This window comes from Pelomonas sp. KK5, assembly GCF_001984095.1.
GTDB lineage: Bacteria > Pseudomonadota > Gammaproteobacteria > Burkholderiales > Burkholderiaceae_C > KK5.
The window spans coordinates 1-14,032 of the sequence record NZ_LYVQ01000173.1 but is presented as its reverse complement, the minus strand read 5'-3'; the positions used below and the strand labels follow the sequence as shown (position 1 = coordinate 14,032).

12 protein-coding genes are annotated in these 14,032 nt (G+C 69.9%); 7 read left to right on the top strand and 5 right to left on the bottom strand.

Features of this window, described 5'->3' with window-relative positions; genetic code table 11:
* The 6 genes from B0W88_RS22775 to B0W88_RS22750 all read left to right on the top strand — a co-directional run.
* On the top strand, window positions 1-1,466 hold a 1,466-nt coding region (locus B0W88_RS22775), incomplete at its 5' end, for an MdtA/MuxA family multidrug efflux RND transporter periplasmic adaptor subunit (RefSeq protein ID WP_077036920.1).
* 19 nt (window positions 1,467-1,485) lie between these two features.
* Complete coding sequence (locus tag B0W88_RS22770; protein ID WP_077036919.1) at window positions 1,486-4,623, top strand: MdtB/MuxB family multidrug efflux RND transporter permease subunit; 3,138 nt, start codon at window positions 1,486-1,488, stop codon at window positions 4,621-4,623.
* Window positions 4,624-4,756: 133 nt separating this feature from the next.
* Window positions 4,757-7,867, top strand: coding sequence for a multidrug efflux RND transporter permease subunit (locus B0W88_RS22765; protein WP_077036916.1), 3,111 nt, complete (start codon window positions 4,757-4,759; stop codon window positions 7,865-7,867).
* A 5-nt stretch (window positions 7,868-7,872) separates the two neighbouring features.
* Window positions 7,873-9,291 carry an efflux transporter outer membrane subunit gene (locus B0W88_RS22760; RefSeq protein WP_077036918.1) on the top strand — a complete coding sequence of 473 codons (1,419 nt, stop codon included), beginning with the start codon at window positions 7,873-7,875 and terminating at the stop codon, window positions 9,289-9,291.
* Window positions 9,288-9,626: a co-chaperone YbbN gene (locus tag B0W88_RS22755; RefSeq protein ID WP_233151811.1), complete on the top strand. Its 339-nt coding sequence runs from the start codon at window positions 9,288-9,290 to the stop codon at window positions 9,624-9,626. The genes B0W88_RS22760 and B0W88_RS22755 overlap by 4 nt, the downstream gene beginning before the upstream one ends.
* A 5-nt stretch (window positions 9,627-9,631) precedes the next feature.
* On the top strand, window positions 9,632-10,066 hold the full coding sequence (locus tag B0W88_RS22750; RefSeq protein ID WP_077036914.1) for an RbsD/FucU family protein: 435 nt from the start codon (window positions 9,632-9,634) through the stop codon (window positions 10,064-10,066).
* A 10-nt stretch (window positions 10,067-10,076) separates the two neighbouring features.
* Here B0W88_RS22750 and B0W88_RS22745 read toward each other — a convergent pair whose 3' ends face one another.
* Window positions 10,077-10,328: a hypothetical protein gene (locus B0W88_RS22745; protein WP_077036913.1), complete on the bottom strand. Its 252-nt coding sequence runs from the start codon at window positions 10,326-10,328 to the stop codon at window positions 10,077-10,079.
* Window positions 10,329-10,490: 162 nt separating this feature from the next.
* Between B0W88_RS22745 and B0W88_RS22740 the strand changes: the two genes are divergently transcribed.
* Entirely contained in the window at window positions 10,491-11,222 is a 732-nt protein-coding gene (locus tag B0W88_RS22740) for an SDR family oxidoreductase (protein WP_077036912.1), read from the top strand.
* Window positions 11,223-11,234: 12 nt separating this feature from the next.
* Here B0W88_RS22740 and B0W88_RS22735 read toward each other — a convergent pair whose 3' ends face one another.
* The 4 genes from B0W88_RS22735 to B0W88_RS22720 form a co-directional block, all read right to left on the bottom strand.
* Entirely contained in the window at window positions 11,235-11,876 is a 642-nt protein-coding gene (locus B0W88_RS22735; protein WP_083748993.1) for an ankyrin repeat domain-containing protein, read from the bottom strand.
* A 2-nt stretch (window positions 11,877-11,878) separates the two neighbouring features.
* The gene (locus B0W88_RS22730; RefSeq protein ID WP_077036911.1) at window positions 11,879-12,652 is read right to left on the bottom strand and encodes a TatD family hydrolase; all 774 of its coding nucleotides are present in this window, start codon (window positions 12,650-12,652) and stop codon (window positions 11,879-11,881) included.
* 6 nt (window positions 12,653-12,658) lie between these two features.
* The gene (locus tag B0W88_RS22725; protein ID WP_077036910.1) at window positions 12,659-13,069 is read right to left on the bottom strand and encodes a PilZ domain-containing protein; all 411 of its coding nucleotides are present in this window, start codon (window positions 13,067-13,069) and stop codon (window positions 12,659-12,661) included.
* A gap of 53 nt (window positions 13,070-13,122) precedes the next feature.
* On the bottom strand, window positions 13,123-14,032 hold a 910-nt coding region (locus B0W88_RS22720), incomplete at its 5' end, for a hypothetical protein (protein WP_077036909.1).

Sequence of the window (14,032 nt, the reverse complement as noted above, 5' to 3'; positions counted from 1 at the left end):
GCCGACAACAGGGCAAGGTCTGGCCTTGGCTGCTGGTCGCAGCGGTGATCGCCGGCGGCGTCGCCATCTGGTGGAAGACCCGGCCCGCCAGCGGCGCCCCCGGCGCTCCCGGCTCCGCGGCCAGCGCAGCCGGCGGCGCTGGCGGCGCTGGCGGCGGCAGCCGCCGCTTCGGCGGCGCGGGCCCCAACCGCACGCAGCCGGTGTCCATCGACACCGCGCGCCAGCAGGACATCCGCGTCAGCACCAGCGCCATCGGCACGATCACGGCCTCCAACACGGCCGTCGTCCATGCCCAGGTCAGCGGCGTGCTGCAGCAGATCCAGTTCAAGGAAGGCCAGCAGGTCAAGGCCGGCCAGGTGCTGGCGCAGATCGACCCGCGCGCCTTCCAGGCCGCGCTGGGCCAGGCCGAGGGCGCGCTGGCGCGTGACAAGGCGAGCCTCGAGAACGCCCGCGTGGACCTGGCGCGCTACCGCGACCTGGCCGCCAAGGACGCGATCCCCAAGCAGCAGCTCGACACCCAGGAAGCCACGCTGCGCCAGCTGGAAGGCACGATCAAGGTCGACCAGGCTGCGGTGGACAGCGCCCGGCTGCAGGTCTCCTATGCCCGCGTCACCGCGCCGATCGCCGGCCGCGTGGGCCTGAAGCAGGTGGACCTGGGCAACGTCGTCTCGCCCAGCGACGCCAACGGCATCGTCACCATCACCCAGACCCATCCGATCGCGATGGTCTTCGCCGTGCCCTCGACGCTGCTGCCGCAGATCACCGCCAAGCTGCGCGGCAACGAAGCCTTGCGCGTCGAAGCCTGGGACCGCACCGGCGCCAACCGCCTCGCCGTCGGCCGCGTCGCCACGCTGGACAACTCGATCGACACCACCACCGACACCGTCAAGCTCAAGGCCGTGTTCCCGAACGAGGACGACGCGCTGTTCCCGAACCAGTCGGTCGGCGCCCGGCTGCAGCTGGACGTGCTGAAGGACCAGCTCTCCGTTCCCTCCGCCGCCGTGCTGCGCGGCGCCCAGGGCTTCTACGTCTACGTGGTCAATGCAGATAACTCGGTATCTGCACGGGTCGTGAAGCCCGGCGCGGTGGACGGCGACTGGACCGCGATCGACGGCAAGGTCGAGGCCGGCGAGAAGGTCGTCATCGACGGCGTGGACCGCCTGCGCGAAGGCGCCAAGGTGGAGATCATCGCCGCTGATCCAAGCAAGCGCGCCGGGGCAGCCACGCCGGGCGGCCGCCGCGGCAAGCGGCCCGATGGCGCCGCTTCGGGCGCGGCCCATGGCGCCTCGGCGCCGGCCTCGTCTGCCAGCGGCGCAGGCGCCGAGGACCGCCCGCGCTGGCTCGACCGCCTGCCGCCCGACGTGCAGGACAAGGTCATGAAGATGAGCCCCGAGGAACGCCAGGCCTGGATCGAGAAGCGCCGCGCCGAGCGCGCCGCCAGCGGCAACACCGGCAACGGCAACTGAGTTCGCGAAGACGATGGCCCTGAACCCGTCCCGCCCGTTCATCGAACGACCGGTCGCCACCTCGCTGCTGATGCTGGCCATCCTGCTGGCTGGCCTGATGGCCTACCGGCTGCTGCCGCTCTCCGCCCTGCCCGAGGTGGACTACCCGACGATCCAGGTCACGGCGCTCTACCCCGGCGCCAGCCCGGACGTGATCTCCACCACCGTGACCGCCCCGCTGGAGCGCCAGTTCGGCCAGATGCCCGGCCTCTCGCAGATGACCAGCAGCAGCTCCGGCGGCGCCTCGGTCATCACGCTGCGCTTCTCGCTGGGCCTGTCGCTGGACGTGGCCGAGCAGGAGGTGCAGGCCGCGATCAACGCCGGCTCCAACCTGCTGCCGTCGGACCTGCCGATGCCGCCGGTCTACAGCAAGGTCAACCCGGCCGACGCGCCAGTGCTGACCGTCGCCGTCACCTCGCCCTCGCTGCCGGTGATCAAAGTCCATGACCTGGTGGAGAACCGCCTCGCGCCCAAGCTCTCGCAGGTGGACGGCGTGGGCCTCGTGAGCATCGCCGGCGGCCGCCGCCCGGCCGTGCGCATCCAGGCCAACCCGCAGGTGCTGGCCTCTCTGGGCCTGTCGCTGGACGATGTGCGCACCGCCATCGCCAGTGCCAACGTCAACCAGGCCAAGGGCAGCTTCGACGGCGCGCAACGCGCCTCGACGATCGACGCCAACGACCAGCTCAAGTCCGCCGCCGAATACAACAACCTGGTCATCGCCTGGAAGAACGGCAACCCGCTGCGCCTCAAGGACGTCGCCACCATCGTCGACGACGCCGAGAACCTGCGCCTCGCCGCCTGGGCCGACAAGACGCCCGGCGTGATCCTCAACGTGCAGCGCCAGCCCGGCGCCAACGTGATCGAGACGGTGGACCGGGTGAAGGCCCTGCTGCCCAAGCTGCAGGCCACGCTGCCGGCGTCCGTCGACGTGCAGGTGATCGCCGACCGCACGACGACGATCCGCGCCTCGGTCGAGGACACCGAGTTCGAGCTGCTGCTGTCGATCGCTCTGGTCGTCGCGGTGATCTTCGTCTTCCTGCACAGCGGCAGCGCGACGGTGATCCCCAGCGTGGCCGTGCCGCTCTCGCTGGTGGGCACCTTCGGCGTGATGTACCTGGCCGGCTTCTCGATCAACAACCTCACGCTGATGGCGCTGACCATCTCGACCGGCTTCGTCGTCGACGATGCGATCGTGATGATCGAGAACATCGCCCGCTTCGTCGAGGAAGGCGATTCGCCGATGGAAGCCGCGCTGAAGGGCAGCAAGCAGATCGGCTTCACGATCATCTCGCTGACGGTGAGCCTGATCGCCGTGCTGATCCCCCTGCTCTTCATGGGCGACGTGGTGGGCCGGCTGTTCCACGAGTTCGCGATCACGCTGGCGGTCTCGATCCTGATCTCGGCCGTCGTCTCGCTGACGCTGACGCCGATGATGAGCGCCCGCCTGCTGAAGCCCGAGAAGGATCAGAAGCACACGAAGCTGGGCGCCTGGGCCACCAGGACCTTCGACGGCCTGATCGAGCGCTACGGCCGTGCGCTGGACTGGGTGCTGGACCATTCCTTCCTCACCATGCTGGTCTTCATCGGCACGCTGGTGCTGACCGGCGTGCTCTACCTGGTCGTGCCCAAGGGCTTCTTCCCGGTGCAGGACACGGGCCTGGTCCAGGTGATCACCGAGGCCACGCAGGACGTCTCCTTCGAGGCGATGAGCGATCGCCAGCAGAAGCTGGCCGAGGCGATCCTGAAGGATCCGGACGTCGACCACCTGGCCTCCTTCATCGGCGTGGACGGCGCCAACGCGACGCTCAACACCGGGCGCATGCAGCTGACGCTGAAGCCCTTCGCGGACCGCCACGCCTCGGCCAGCGAGATCATCCGGCGCCTCAACGACGCCACCTCGCGCATCCCCGGCATCACCGCCTACATGCAGCCGGTGCAGGACCTGACGATCGAGGACCGCGTGTCCAAGACCCAGTACCAGTTCCTGCTCAGCTCGCCGGACTCGAACGACCTCGCCAGCGCCACCGGCGCGCTGATCGAGCGCCTGCGCGCGCTGCCGCAGCTGGCCGACGTGGCCAGCGACCTCACCAACGAGGGCCTGCAGGCCTACCTGCAGATCGACCGCGAAGCGGCCGGGCGCCTGGGCGTCACCATCGCCGCGATCGACACCGCGCTCTATAACGCCTACGGCCAGCGCCTGATCTCGACGATCTACACCCAGAGCAGCCAGTACCGCGTGGTGCTCGAAGCGGCGCCCGAATTCCGCGACGGCCCGCGTGCGCTGGAGAAGCTCTATGTGCCGGGTAGCAGCGTGGTGAACGGGGTCACGACCACCGTGCAGGTGCCGATCAGCGCCGTGGCCCGCATCGTCGAGCAGCCGGCGGCGCTGGCGATCAACCACGTGGCGCAGTTCCCGGCGGCGACGATCTCCTTCAACCTCGCCGGCGGCCATTCGCTGGGCGATGCGGTCGATGCGATCCGCGCGGAGGAGAAGAAGCTGGACATGCCGGTCAGCGTGGAGACCAGCTTCCAGGGCGCGGCCGAGGCCTTCCAGAACTCGCTGTCGAGCACGCTGATGCTGATCCTGGCGGCGGTGGTGACCATGTACATCGTGCTGGGCGTGCTCTACGAGAGCTACATCCATCCGGTGACCATCCTGTCCACCCTGCCCTCGGCCGGCGTGGGCGCGCTGCTGGCGCTGCTGGTGGCCGGCCTCGATCTCGGCATCGTGGCGATCATCGGCATCGTGCTGCTGATCGGCATCGTCAAGAAGAACGCGATCATGATGATCGACTTCGCGCTCGATGCGGAGCGCGACGAGGGCAAGCCGCCGCGCGAGGCGATCCACCAGGCCGCGCTGCTGCGCTTCCGCCCGATCCTGATGACGACGATGGCCGCGCTGCTGGGCGCGCTGCCACTGATGCTGGGCACCGGCGCCGGCCACGAGATGCGGCATCCGCTGGGCGTGACGATGGTCGGCGGCCTGATCGTCAGCCAGCTGCTGACGCTGTTCACGACGCCGGTGATCTACCTGGGCTTCGCCAACTGGGCGAACCGGCTGCGCGAGCGGCGCGAGCGCAAGGCGGCGGCGCGTGAGGCGGCGGAGGGGGCGGCATGAGGACGACTCGTCAAGCCACCCCGTTCGGGCTGAGCCTGTCGAAGCCCTCCGGCCAGGCCCTTCGACAAGCTCAGGGCGAACGGCAGTATCCGTTCGGGCTGAGCCTGTCGAAGCCTTCACCGAGGGGCCGGCCATGAACATCAGCGCGCCCTTCATCGCCAGGCCGGTCGCCACCACGCTGATCACCCTCGGCGTCGCCCTCGCCGGCATCCTCGCCTTCCAGTTGCTGCCGATCGCCCCGCTGCCGCAGGTGGACTTCCCGACGATCTCGGTCTCCGCCTCGCTGCCCGGCGCCTCGCCGGACACGATGGCCGCCACCGTCGCCACGCCGCTGGAGCGGGCTTTAGGCTCGATCGCCGGCGTCAACGAGATCACCTCGCGCTCCTCGCTCGGCTCCAGCAACATCACGCTGCAGTTCGACCTCAGCCGCGACATCGACGGCGCGGCCCGGGACGTGCAGGCCGCCATCAACGCCGCCCGCACGCTGCTGCCCACCGGCATGCCCAGCAACCCGACCTACCGCAAGGTCAACCCGGCCGACGCGCCGATCATGATCCTGGCGCTGACCTCCGACACGCTCAGCCGCGGCCAGATGTACGACGCCGCGTCCACCGTGCTCGCCCAGCGCCTGGCGCAGGTCAAGGGCATCGGCCAGGTCAACGTCGGCGGCGGCGCGCTGCCGGCCGTCCGCGTGGAGATGAACCCGGACAAGCTGGCCGCCAAGGGCATCGCGCTCGACGCGGTGCGCACCGCCATCACCAACACCAACGCCAACCGCCCCAAGGGCATGCTGGAGGAAGGCTCGCGCTACTGGCAGATCGGCGCCAACGACCAGGCGCGCACCGCGGCCGAATACGCGCCGGTGGTGCTCAGCTACCGCGACGGCGCCGCCGTGCGCCTGCGCGACGTGGCCGACGTGATCGACTCGGTGCAGGACACCCGCAACTACGGCGCCACCAACGGCAAGGCCGCCATCCTGATGTTCCTGCAGAAGGAGCCAGGGGCCAACATCATCGAGACGGTCGAGCGGGTGCGCGAGATCCTGCCGCGGCTGCAGGCGCAGATCCCGGCGGCGATCCAGATGCAGGTGGTCAGCGACCGCACGCCGACGATCCGCGCCTCGCTGCGCGAGGTCGAGCGGGCGATGGCGATCGCGGTGGGCCTGGTGATCCTGGTCGTGCTGCTGTTCCTGCGCTCCTGGCGGGCCACGCTGCTGCCGGCCATCGCGGTGCCGGTGAGCCTGGCCGGCACCTTCGGCGTGATGTACCTGTGCGGCTATTCGCTGGACAACCTCTCGGCGATGGCGCTGACGGTGGCCACCGGCTTCGTCGTCGACGACGCGATCGTGGTGCTGGAGAACATCACCCGCTACATCGAGCAAGGCCTGACCCCGCTGGACGCGGCGCTCAAGGGCGCCCGCGAGATCGGCTTCACCGTCGTCTCGATCAGCCTCTCGCTGATCGCAGTGTTCATCCCGATCCTGATGATGGGCGGCGTGGTGGGGCGGCTGTTCCGCGAGTTCGCGGTGGTGCTGTCGGCGGCGATCATGGTGTCCATGGTGGTCTCGCTGACGACCACGCCGATGATGGCGGCGACGCTGCTCAAGGGTCGGAAACCCCACGCGCCGAAGTCGAAGCTGATGCGCTGGTTCGACGCCCTGCCGCGCCTGATCCTGCGCGGCTACCGCCAGTCGCTGATCTGGACGCTGCGCCACCAGCCGGTGGCCCTGGTGATCCTCGTCGGCGTGATCGCGCTGAACGTGCACCTGTACGCGGTGATCCCGAAGACCTTCTTCCCGCAGCAGGACACCGGCGTCATCGTCGGCGGCGCCCAGGCCGACCAGGGCAGCTCCTACCAGATGATGCGGGCCCGGGTGGACAAGTTCATGTCCATCATCAAGCAGGACCCGGCGGTGGACAACGTCAACGGCTTCACCGGCGGCGGGCAGCGCAATTCGGCCAACTTCTACGTGACGCTGAAGCCGCTGGAGGAACGCAAGGTCTCGGCCGACGCGGTCGTCAACCGGCTGCGCGACAAGCTGGGCCACGAGGCCGGCGCCAACCTCTTCCTGGTGCCGGTGCAGGACATCCGCATCGGCGGCCGCCAGGCCAATGCGCAGTACCAGTTCACGCTGCAGGCCGACGACCTGAACGACTTGCGCACCTGGGAACCTCGCGTGCGCAACGCGCTGTCCAACCTGGACGAACTGACCGACGTCAACACCGACCAGCAGGACAAGGGCGTGCAGACCTCGCTGATCATCGACCGCGACGCCGCCGCGCGGCTGGGCGTCAACATCAGCACCATCGACACCACGCTGAACAACGCCTACGGCCAGCGCCAGGTCGGCGTGATCTACAACCCGCTGAACCAGTACCGCGTCGTGATGGAACTGGCGCCGCAGTACCTCACCGGTCCCGAGTCGCTGAAGGGCCTGTACGTGCTGGGCCCGGGTGGCACGCAGGTGCCGCTGGCGGCCTTCGCCAAGGTGGAGACGACCAACACGCCGCTGTCGGTCAACCACCAGGGCGGCACGCCGGCCTCGACGATCAGCTTCAACCTGCCCGAAGGCGTCTCGCTCTCGCGCGCCACCGACGCGATCAACGGCGCGATGAGCGAGCTGGGCGTGCCGGTCTCGGTGCGCGGCGTGTTCGCGGGCACGGCCAATGCGTTCCAGCAGTCGCTGTCCTCGCAGCCGGTGCTGATCCTGGCCGCCATCGTCACGATCTACCTGGTGCTGGGCATGCTCTACGAGAGCCTGGTGCACCCGATCACCATCCTCTCGACCTTGCCCTCGGCCGGCGTCGGCGCGCTGCTCGCGCTGATGCTGTTCAACACCGAGTTCTCGATCATTGCGCTGATCGGCGTGATCCTGCTGATCGGCATCGTCAAGAAGAACGCGATCATGATGATCGACTTCGCCATCTCGCGCGAGCGCCACGGCGTCAGCGCCGGCGCGGCGATCTACCGCGCCGCCAACCTGCGGGTGCGCCCGATCCTGATGACGACGATGGCCGCCATTTTCGGCGCGGTGCCGCTGGCCCTGGGCAGCGGCGACGGCGCCGAGCTGCGCCAGCCGCTGGGCATCGCGATCGTGGGCGGCCTGATCCTGTCGCAGCTGCTGACGCTGTACACGACGCCAGTGGTCTTCGTGCTGATGGACCGGCTGCGCTCGGAGCGCCGCCGCAACAAGAAAAAGGCCGCGGCCCACCGCACGCCGCCACAAGCCCTTCCCGCTTCCTGATGATGATGAACCGCAAGAACCTAACCCTGAGTCTCAGCGCACTGTCGCTGCTGCTGAGCGCCTGCGCCGTCACCAAGGTCGAGCCGCCCGCGCCGGTCACACCGGCCGCCAGCTTCAAGGAAACGGGCCTGTGGCAGCACGGCGGCCGCGCCAGCGCCGCGGCGCCCGACGCCTGGTGGACGATGTTCGGCGATCCGGTGCTCAACGAGCTGCAGGACAAGCTGGTCATCGGCAACGAGAACCTGAAGTCCGCCGTGGCCCAGGTGCGCAGCGCGCGCGCCGCCGTCGAGGCCAGCCGCGAGGCGCTGTTCCCCACGCTGTCCGTCAGCGCCAGCGGCACGCGCAGCGCCAGCCCCTCGGGCACCACGAACGGCAGCGTCGTCAGCAGTTCCGGCAAGCCGCAGAACAGCTACAGCCTCGGCGCCAACGCGAGCTGGGAGCTGGACCTCTGGGGCCGCCTCTCGCTGGCCACCACCGGCGCCCGCGCCACGCTGCAGGCCAGCGTGTTCGACCTGGCCGCCGCGCGCATCTCGGCCCAGGCACTGCTGGTGCAGACCTATTTCTCGATGCGCGCCGCCGAGGCCCAGGCCGCCCTGTACGAGCGCAGCGTGGCGGCCTACCAGCGCTCGCTGGACCTCACGCAGGTGCGCTACCAGGGCGGCGTGGCCGCGCTGCCCGACGTGCTGCAGGCCCAGACCGCGCTGAAGTCCGCCCAGGCGCAGCAGCTCGAGGCCGATGCCACCCGCGCGCAGATGGAGCATGCGATCGCCGTGCTGCTGGGCATCCCGCCCTCGGAGCTGAGCCTGGCCACCACCCATGCGCTGCCCGAGGCGCCCACGGTGCCCGAGCTGCTGCCCGCCACGCTGCTGCAGCGCCGGCCCGACATCGCGGCCGCTCAGGCGCGCGTGGCCGCCGCCTACGCGCAGATCGGCATCGCCGACGCGGCCTGGTTCCCGGACCTGACGCTGTCGGCCAGCGCCGGCTACCGCAGCAGCACGCTGAGCCGGCTGGTCAGCGCACCCAACCTGTTCTGGTCGCTCGGCCCCTCGCTGACCGAGGCGATCTTCGACGGCGGCCAGCGCAAGCTCGCCAGCGCCCAGGCCCGCGCCAGCGCCGACCAGGCCACCGCCACCTACCGCCAGGCGGTGCTGACGGCGCTTCAGGAGGTCGAGGACAACCTCAGCGTCGCCGAGCAGACCCGTCGCGAGACCCAGCTGCAGCAGGAGGCGCTGCAGGCCGCCCAGCGCAACCTGGAGATCGTGATGGACCAGTACAAGGCCGGCACCGTCAGCTACCTGAACGTCACCACCGCCCAGGCCGCCGTGCTGAGCAGCGAGACCAGCCTGCTGGCCCTGCGCAACCGCCAGCTCGCCGCCGTCAACACGCTGCTGAAGAACATCGCCGGGCGGTGGGAGAAAGCGTGAGGGAAGAAGCCGTCGTCGCCTGCCTGTGCGCCGGCTGGTGCCGGCTGTGCGACGACTACGCGCCGGTGCTGCGCGAGGTGGCGGCCGAGTTCCCCGGCCTGCGCACGCGCTGGATCGACATCGAGGACGAGGCCGAGCTGGTCGGCGAGATCGACGTCGAGACCTTCCCGACCCTCGTCATCGTCAGCGGCGGCGAGCTGCGCTTCGCCGGCCCGTTGACGCCTCAGCCCGATACGCTGCGCCGCGTGCTGCGCGCGGCGCTGGCCGACGATGCACGGCGCATCGCAGGCGCCGCCGGGTACGATGCGCTCGCTTCACGGCTTGCTGGAGACTGACGACGATGCTGAAGAACCTCGACCCGCTGCTGACGCCCGAGCTGCTGCGGGTGCTCGCCGCGATGGGGCATGGCGACGTGATCGCCGTCGCCGACGCGAACTTCCCTGCGTACTCGGTGGCCGGCGACAAGCCGCTGATCCACCTGGCCGGCGTGGACTCGCTGCGCACGCTGCAGGCCATCCTCTCGGTGCTACCGCTGGACACTTTCGACGACGAGCCGGTCAACACGATGCAGGTCGTCGGCGATGCGCAGGCCGAGCCCGAGGCGGTGCGGCGCGTGCGCGAGCAGCTGCTGGCAAGACTTGACCCCGTGCCGGCCATCCGCAGCATCGAGCGCCATGCCTACTACGCCGAGGCGCGGCAGGCGGTGGCGGTCGTGCTGACCGGCGAGACGCTGCCCTACGGCAACTTCCTGCTCCGCAAGGGCGTGGTGTTCTGAAGGAGACTCGTCAGGAGGGCTGTATGCCCTCTTCGTCTTCCGGCGGCGCCGCCTCGTCCGGCGCCTCGTCGATCAGCTTGTCGTAGTCGGCCACCTTGCTGCGTGTGGCGAGCTGGTCCAGCGGGTGGACCACATGCCGTTCCAGCCGCTGCAGGCGCTCGGAGTGCTCCATGTCGTGGACGACGCGGTCCAGGTCCAGCAGCATCGCAAACGGGTTGCGCGGGCCGGCCTCGGGGATGGGCGTCGAGCTGGTGCTGTCCATGGCATAACTCCGAAAATCTGCGGAACGTGAGCGCAATTTACGCGCCCCGCCCTTTGCGCCCAGTCGGCGCCACACCATTACCCCTGTCGGACGGATTCCTACTTGCCGGTCGGCGGCAGCGGCGCTCTAATCGCAAATTCGGCCTGGAGACATAACTCTCAAATGACACGCAAGATCGCACTCGTCACCGGCGCCTCGCGCGGCCTCGGCGCGGAGATGGCCCGCGCACTGGCCGCCGACGGCTGGGCCGTCGCCGTCAACTACCACAGCGACACGCGCGGCGCGGAGGCCGTCGTCGCCGAGATCCGCGCTGCCGGCGGACAGGCGGTCGCCGCGCGTTTCGACGTCACCGACGAGGCCGCCGTCGCCGCCGGCCTGGCCGAGATCGGCCCGATCGATTTGATCGTCAACAACGCCACCGGCCCGCAGCCGCTGATGCCGATCGAGGAGCAGACCTGGCAGCACCACCTCGACCAGCTGAACTTCTTCGTCAAGGCGCCCCTGCTACTGCTGCAGGCGGTGCTGCCCGACTGGCGCGCGCGCCAGACCGGCCGCGTCATCAACATCGGCTCCGAGGTGGTGGACATCGGCAATTCGCGCTTCGGCCATTACGTCTCGGCCAAGGGCGCGATGCTGGGCCTGACCCGCTCCTGGGCCAACGAGCTGGGCCCGGAGGGCATCTGCGTGAACCTGGTGGCGCCGGGCTGGATCCCGGTCGAGCGCCATGCGGACGTGGACCCGATGGAGTTCGCCGAGTACCAGGCGCTCACGCCGCTGCGCCGCCAGGGCAAGCCGGCCGACGTGGCCGCGCTGGTCTGCTGGCTGGCCTCGCCGGCGGCGAGCTTCGTGACCGGCCAGACCTATGCGGTCAACGGCGGGCGGACGTTGGCCTGACGACGCAGCCGCTCAGTGCGGCATGGCCGCGCTGATCTGCTTGGCCGACACGTCGCGCTTGGCCCGCAGGGCGAAGTCCAGCGCCGTCAGCCCCTGCTCGTTCTTCAGCGTCGTGTCGGCCCCGGCCTTCAGCAGCACCGGCACCGTGTCGATCATGCCGTAGCGGGCCGCCATCATCAGCGGCGTGCTGCCGTTGGGCGAGCGGGCATTGATGTCGGCGCCCTGCTGGATAAGCCAGGCGGCCACGCCGCCGTCCGGGCCGCTGCAGGCGTAGTGCAGCGGGCTCCAGCCCAGGCGGTTGACCTTGGCGCCGTGCCTGACCAGCGCCTGCGCCCAGTCGAGCCGGCCCTTGATGGCGGCCAGCATCAGCGGCGTCTCGTCCTTGTCGTTGGGCGCGTTGACGTCGACGCGGGGATCATCCAGCAGCGCCTTGAACGCATCCGACGAACCCTCGCGCAGGGCCATGCCCATCGCAGTCCGGCCCCGCTGATCCTTGGCGTTAGGGTCCACGCCGCGGACCAGCTGCGTGCGCACTTCCCTGGCGTTGTCGAACTCAGCGGCGGCGACCAGGTCGTCGATCGGCGCGGCCTGCGCGGCGCCGGCCAGCAGGGCGGCGGCAAGCAGGAGTGGACGGAAGCACTGCATCGTCGTCATCGTCAATTCAGCTTGAACAGCTCGCGGCAATTGGCGCTGGTGCGCGCCGCCAGTTCCTCGACCGATACACCCTTCAGCTCGGCCAGCGCCTTGGCCACATGCGGCACGTAGGCCGGCGAATTGGTCTTGCCGCGGTAGGGGATCGGCGCGAGATAGGGGCTGTCGGTCTCGATCAGCAGGCGCTCCAGCGGCAATTGCTGCGCCACGTCGCGCAGCGCCTGCGCGTTCTTGAAGGTCAGGATGCCGGAGAAGGACACATAGAAGCCCATCTCGACCGCGGCGAAGGCCACCTCGGCCGTCTCGGTGAAGCAGTGGAACACCCCATGCGAGGCGTTCTCCTCGCGCAGCAGGCGCAGCGTGTCCTCGGCGCTGCTGCGGGTATGGATCACGATCGGCTTGCCCGTCGCCTGGCCGGCGCGGATGTGGGTGCGGAAGCGCTCGCGCTGCCACTCCATCTCCTCGATCGTGCGGCCGTTCAGCCGGTAGTAGTCCAGGCCGGTCTCGCCGATGGCAACGACCTTCGGATCCTGCGCCGCCTGCACCAGCTCATCGACCGTGGGCTCGTGCACGCCCTCCTCGCTGTCCGGATGCACGCCGACGGTAGCCCACAGGTTCGCATGGCCGGCGGCGATCTCGCGCACGGTCGGGAACTCCTCCATCGTCGTGCAGACGCAGATCGCCTGCTCGACCTGCGCCGCGCTCATCGCCTCGAGGATCTGGGGCAGCTGGGACTGCAGTTCGGGGAAGCTCAGGTGGCAGTGGGAATCGATGAACATCAAGCGTCAGAGGGTCTGGGTCGGCTTCGAGGACGAGATGCTGGTGCCCAGCACTTCCTCGATCTTGGCCTTGATCAGCCGCGTCTTCTCGTCCGAGGGGAAGCGCACGCCGACGCCCTGGGTGCGGCCACCCGAGGCATTGGGCGGCGTGATCCAGGCGACCTTGCCGGCCACCGGGTACTTCATCGGATCGTCGGGCAGCGAAAGCAGCAGGTAGACGTCGTCGCCGAGCCGGTAGTCGCGCGGCGTCGGCACGAACAGGCCGCCGTCGCCGAAGGCCGGGATGTAGGCGGCATAGAGGGCGCCCTTCTCGCGGAACATCAGCTGGATCACCCCGGCGCGCGACTGGGCGGCCGCCGGTGGCGGATGGCCGTGCAACTGTGCGGCCGTTGTCGTCGGACCGAAGGTGGACGGCATGCCGAAACTGGCGTTCGTTGGGCTTCCGGTCGGGCTCTTGGAGGACGGTTCGCTCATCGTTTGAGTGTACGCGGCGAAGCCTCGATCAAGGCCTGCTGGCCCTGCGCCACCAGCGATTCCATCAGCAGGCCCTGGTTCAGCGGATGCTCGGCATGGCGCGAGGCGCGGCGCAGCGCGGCTTCCCACTGGTGCAGCGGATCGGCCAGCTTCGGCGAGGGCAGCGATTCGGCCGGGAAGTAGCTGGGCGCGGCGCCATGCGCACGGCGCAGCAGGTCGTGGCACAGGCGCTGCAGCGCGTCGATCGCGCGGGGCTGCGAGAACTCGGCCAGCGGCGTCGCGTCGCCGCGGGCCACGCGCTGCGGCAGCGCGGTCCAGGCGGCGGCGCGCAGGCCGGCCTCGAACCAGTCGCGCGCCTCCTGCGGCCGGCCGCCGGCGGCATCGAGCAGCACCTCGGGCGCATCGACACCCTGGGCGCGCAGCCATTGCAGCGCCGGCTCGCGCGCCGGCAGGCCCAGCGGCACCGGCTGGCAGCGGCTGCGGATCGTCGGCAGCAGCGCCTCGGGCGCGGTGCTGGCGAGCACGAAGCGCAGCTTGCCGGCCGGCTCCTCCAGCGTCTTCAGCAGCGCATTGGCAGCCACGGTATTCAGCGCTTCGGCGGGGTAGACGACGACCACCTTGGCCTGGCCGCGCGCGGTCGTGGCCTGGGTGAAGCCCAGCATCGCGCGCACCGCGTCGATCTTGATCTCGCGGCTGGGCTTGGCCTTGCTGGCCTTCTCGCTCGTCTCGTCGTCGGAGCCCCAGCCCAGCGGCTCGCGCAGCGCGTCGGGCAGCAGGATCTGGAAGTCGGGATGGGTGCGGGAGTTGAACAGCTTGCAGCTCGCGCAATGGCCGCAGGCGGGCTCGGCGGCGCCGCGCGGCGTCTCGCAGAGCCAGGCGCGGGCGAGCTGCAGCGCCAGGTCGAAC

Excerpts from the sequence above, each read along its gene's own strand:
- B0W88_RS22745 (WP_077036913.1), bottom strand. The coding sequence starts at position 10,328 with ATGGACAGCACCAGCTCGACGCCCATCCCCGAGGCCGGCCCGCGCAAC.
- B0W88_RS22765 (WP_077036916.1), top strand. The coding sequence starts at position 4,757 with ATGAACATCAGCGCGCCCTTCATCGCCAGGCCGGTCGCCACCACGCTG.
- B0W88_RS22730 (WP_077036911.1), bottom strand. The coding sequence starts at position 12,652 with ATGTTCATCGATTCCCACTGCCACCTGAGCTTCCCCGAACTGCAGTCC.
- B0W88_RS22760 (WP_077036918.1), top strand. The coding sequence starts at position 7,873 with ATGAACCGCAAGAACCTAACCCTGAGTCTCAGCGCACTGTCGCTGCTG.
- B0W88_RS22735 (WP_083748993.1), bottom strand. The coding sequence starts at position 11,876 with ATGACGACGATGCAGTGCTTCCGTCCACTCCTGCTTGCCGCCGCCCTG.
- B0W88_RS22740 (WP_077036912.1), top strand. The coding sequence starts at position 10,491 with ATGACACGCAAGATCGCACTCGTCACCGGCGCCTCGCGCGGCCTCGGC.
- B0W88_RS22725 (WP_077036910.1), bottom strand. The coding sequence starts at position 13,069 with ATGCCGTCCACCTTCGGTCCGACGACAACGGCCGCACAGTTGCACGGC.
- B0W88_RS22750 (WP_077036914.1), top strand. The coding sequence starts at position 9,632 with ATGCTGAAGAACCTCGACCCGCTGCTGACGCCCGAGCTGCTGCGGGTG.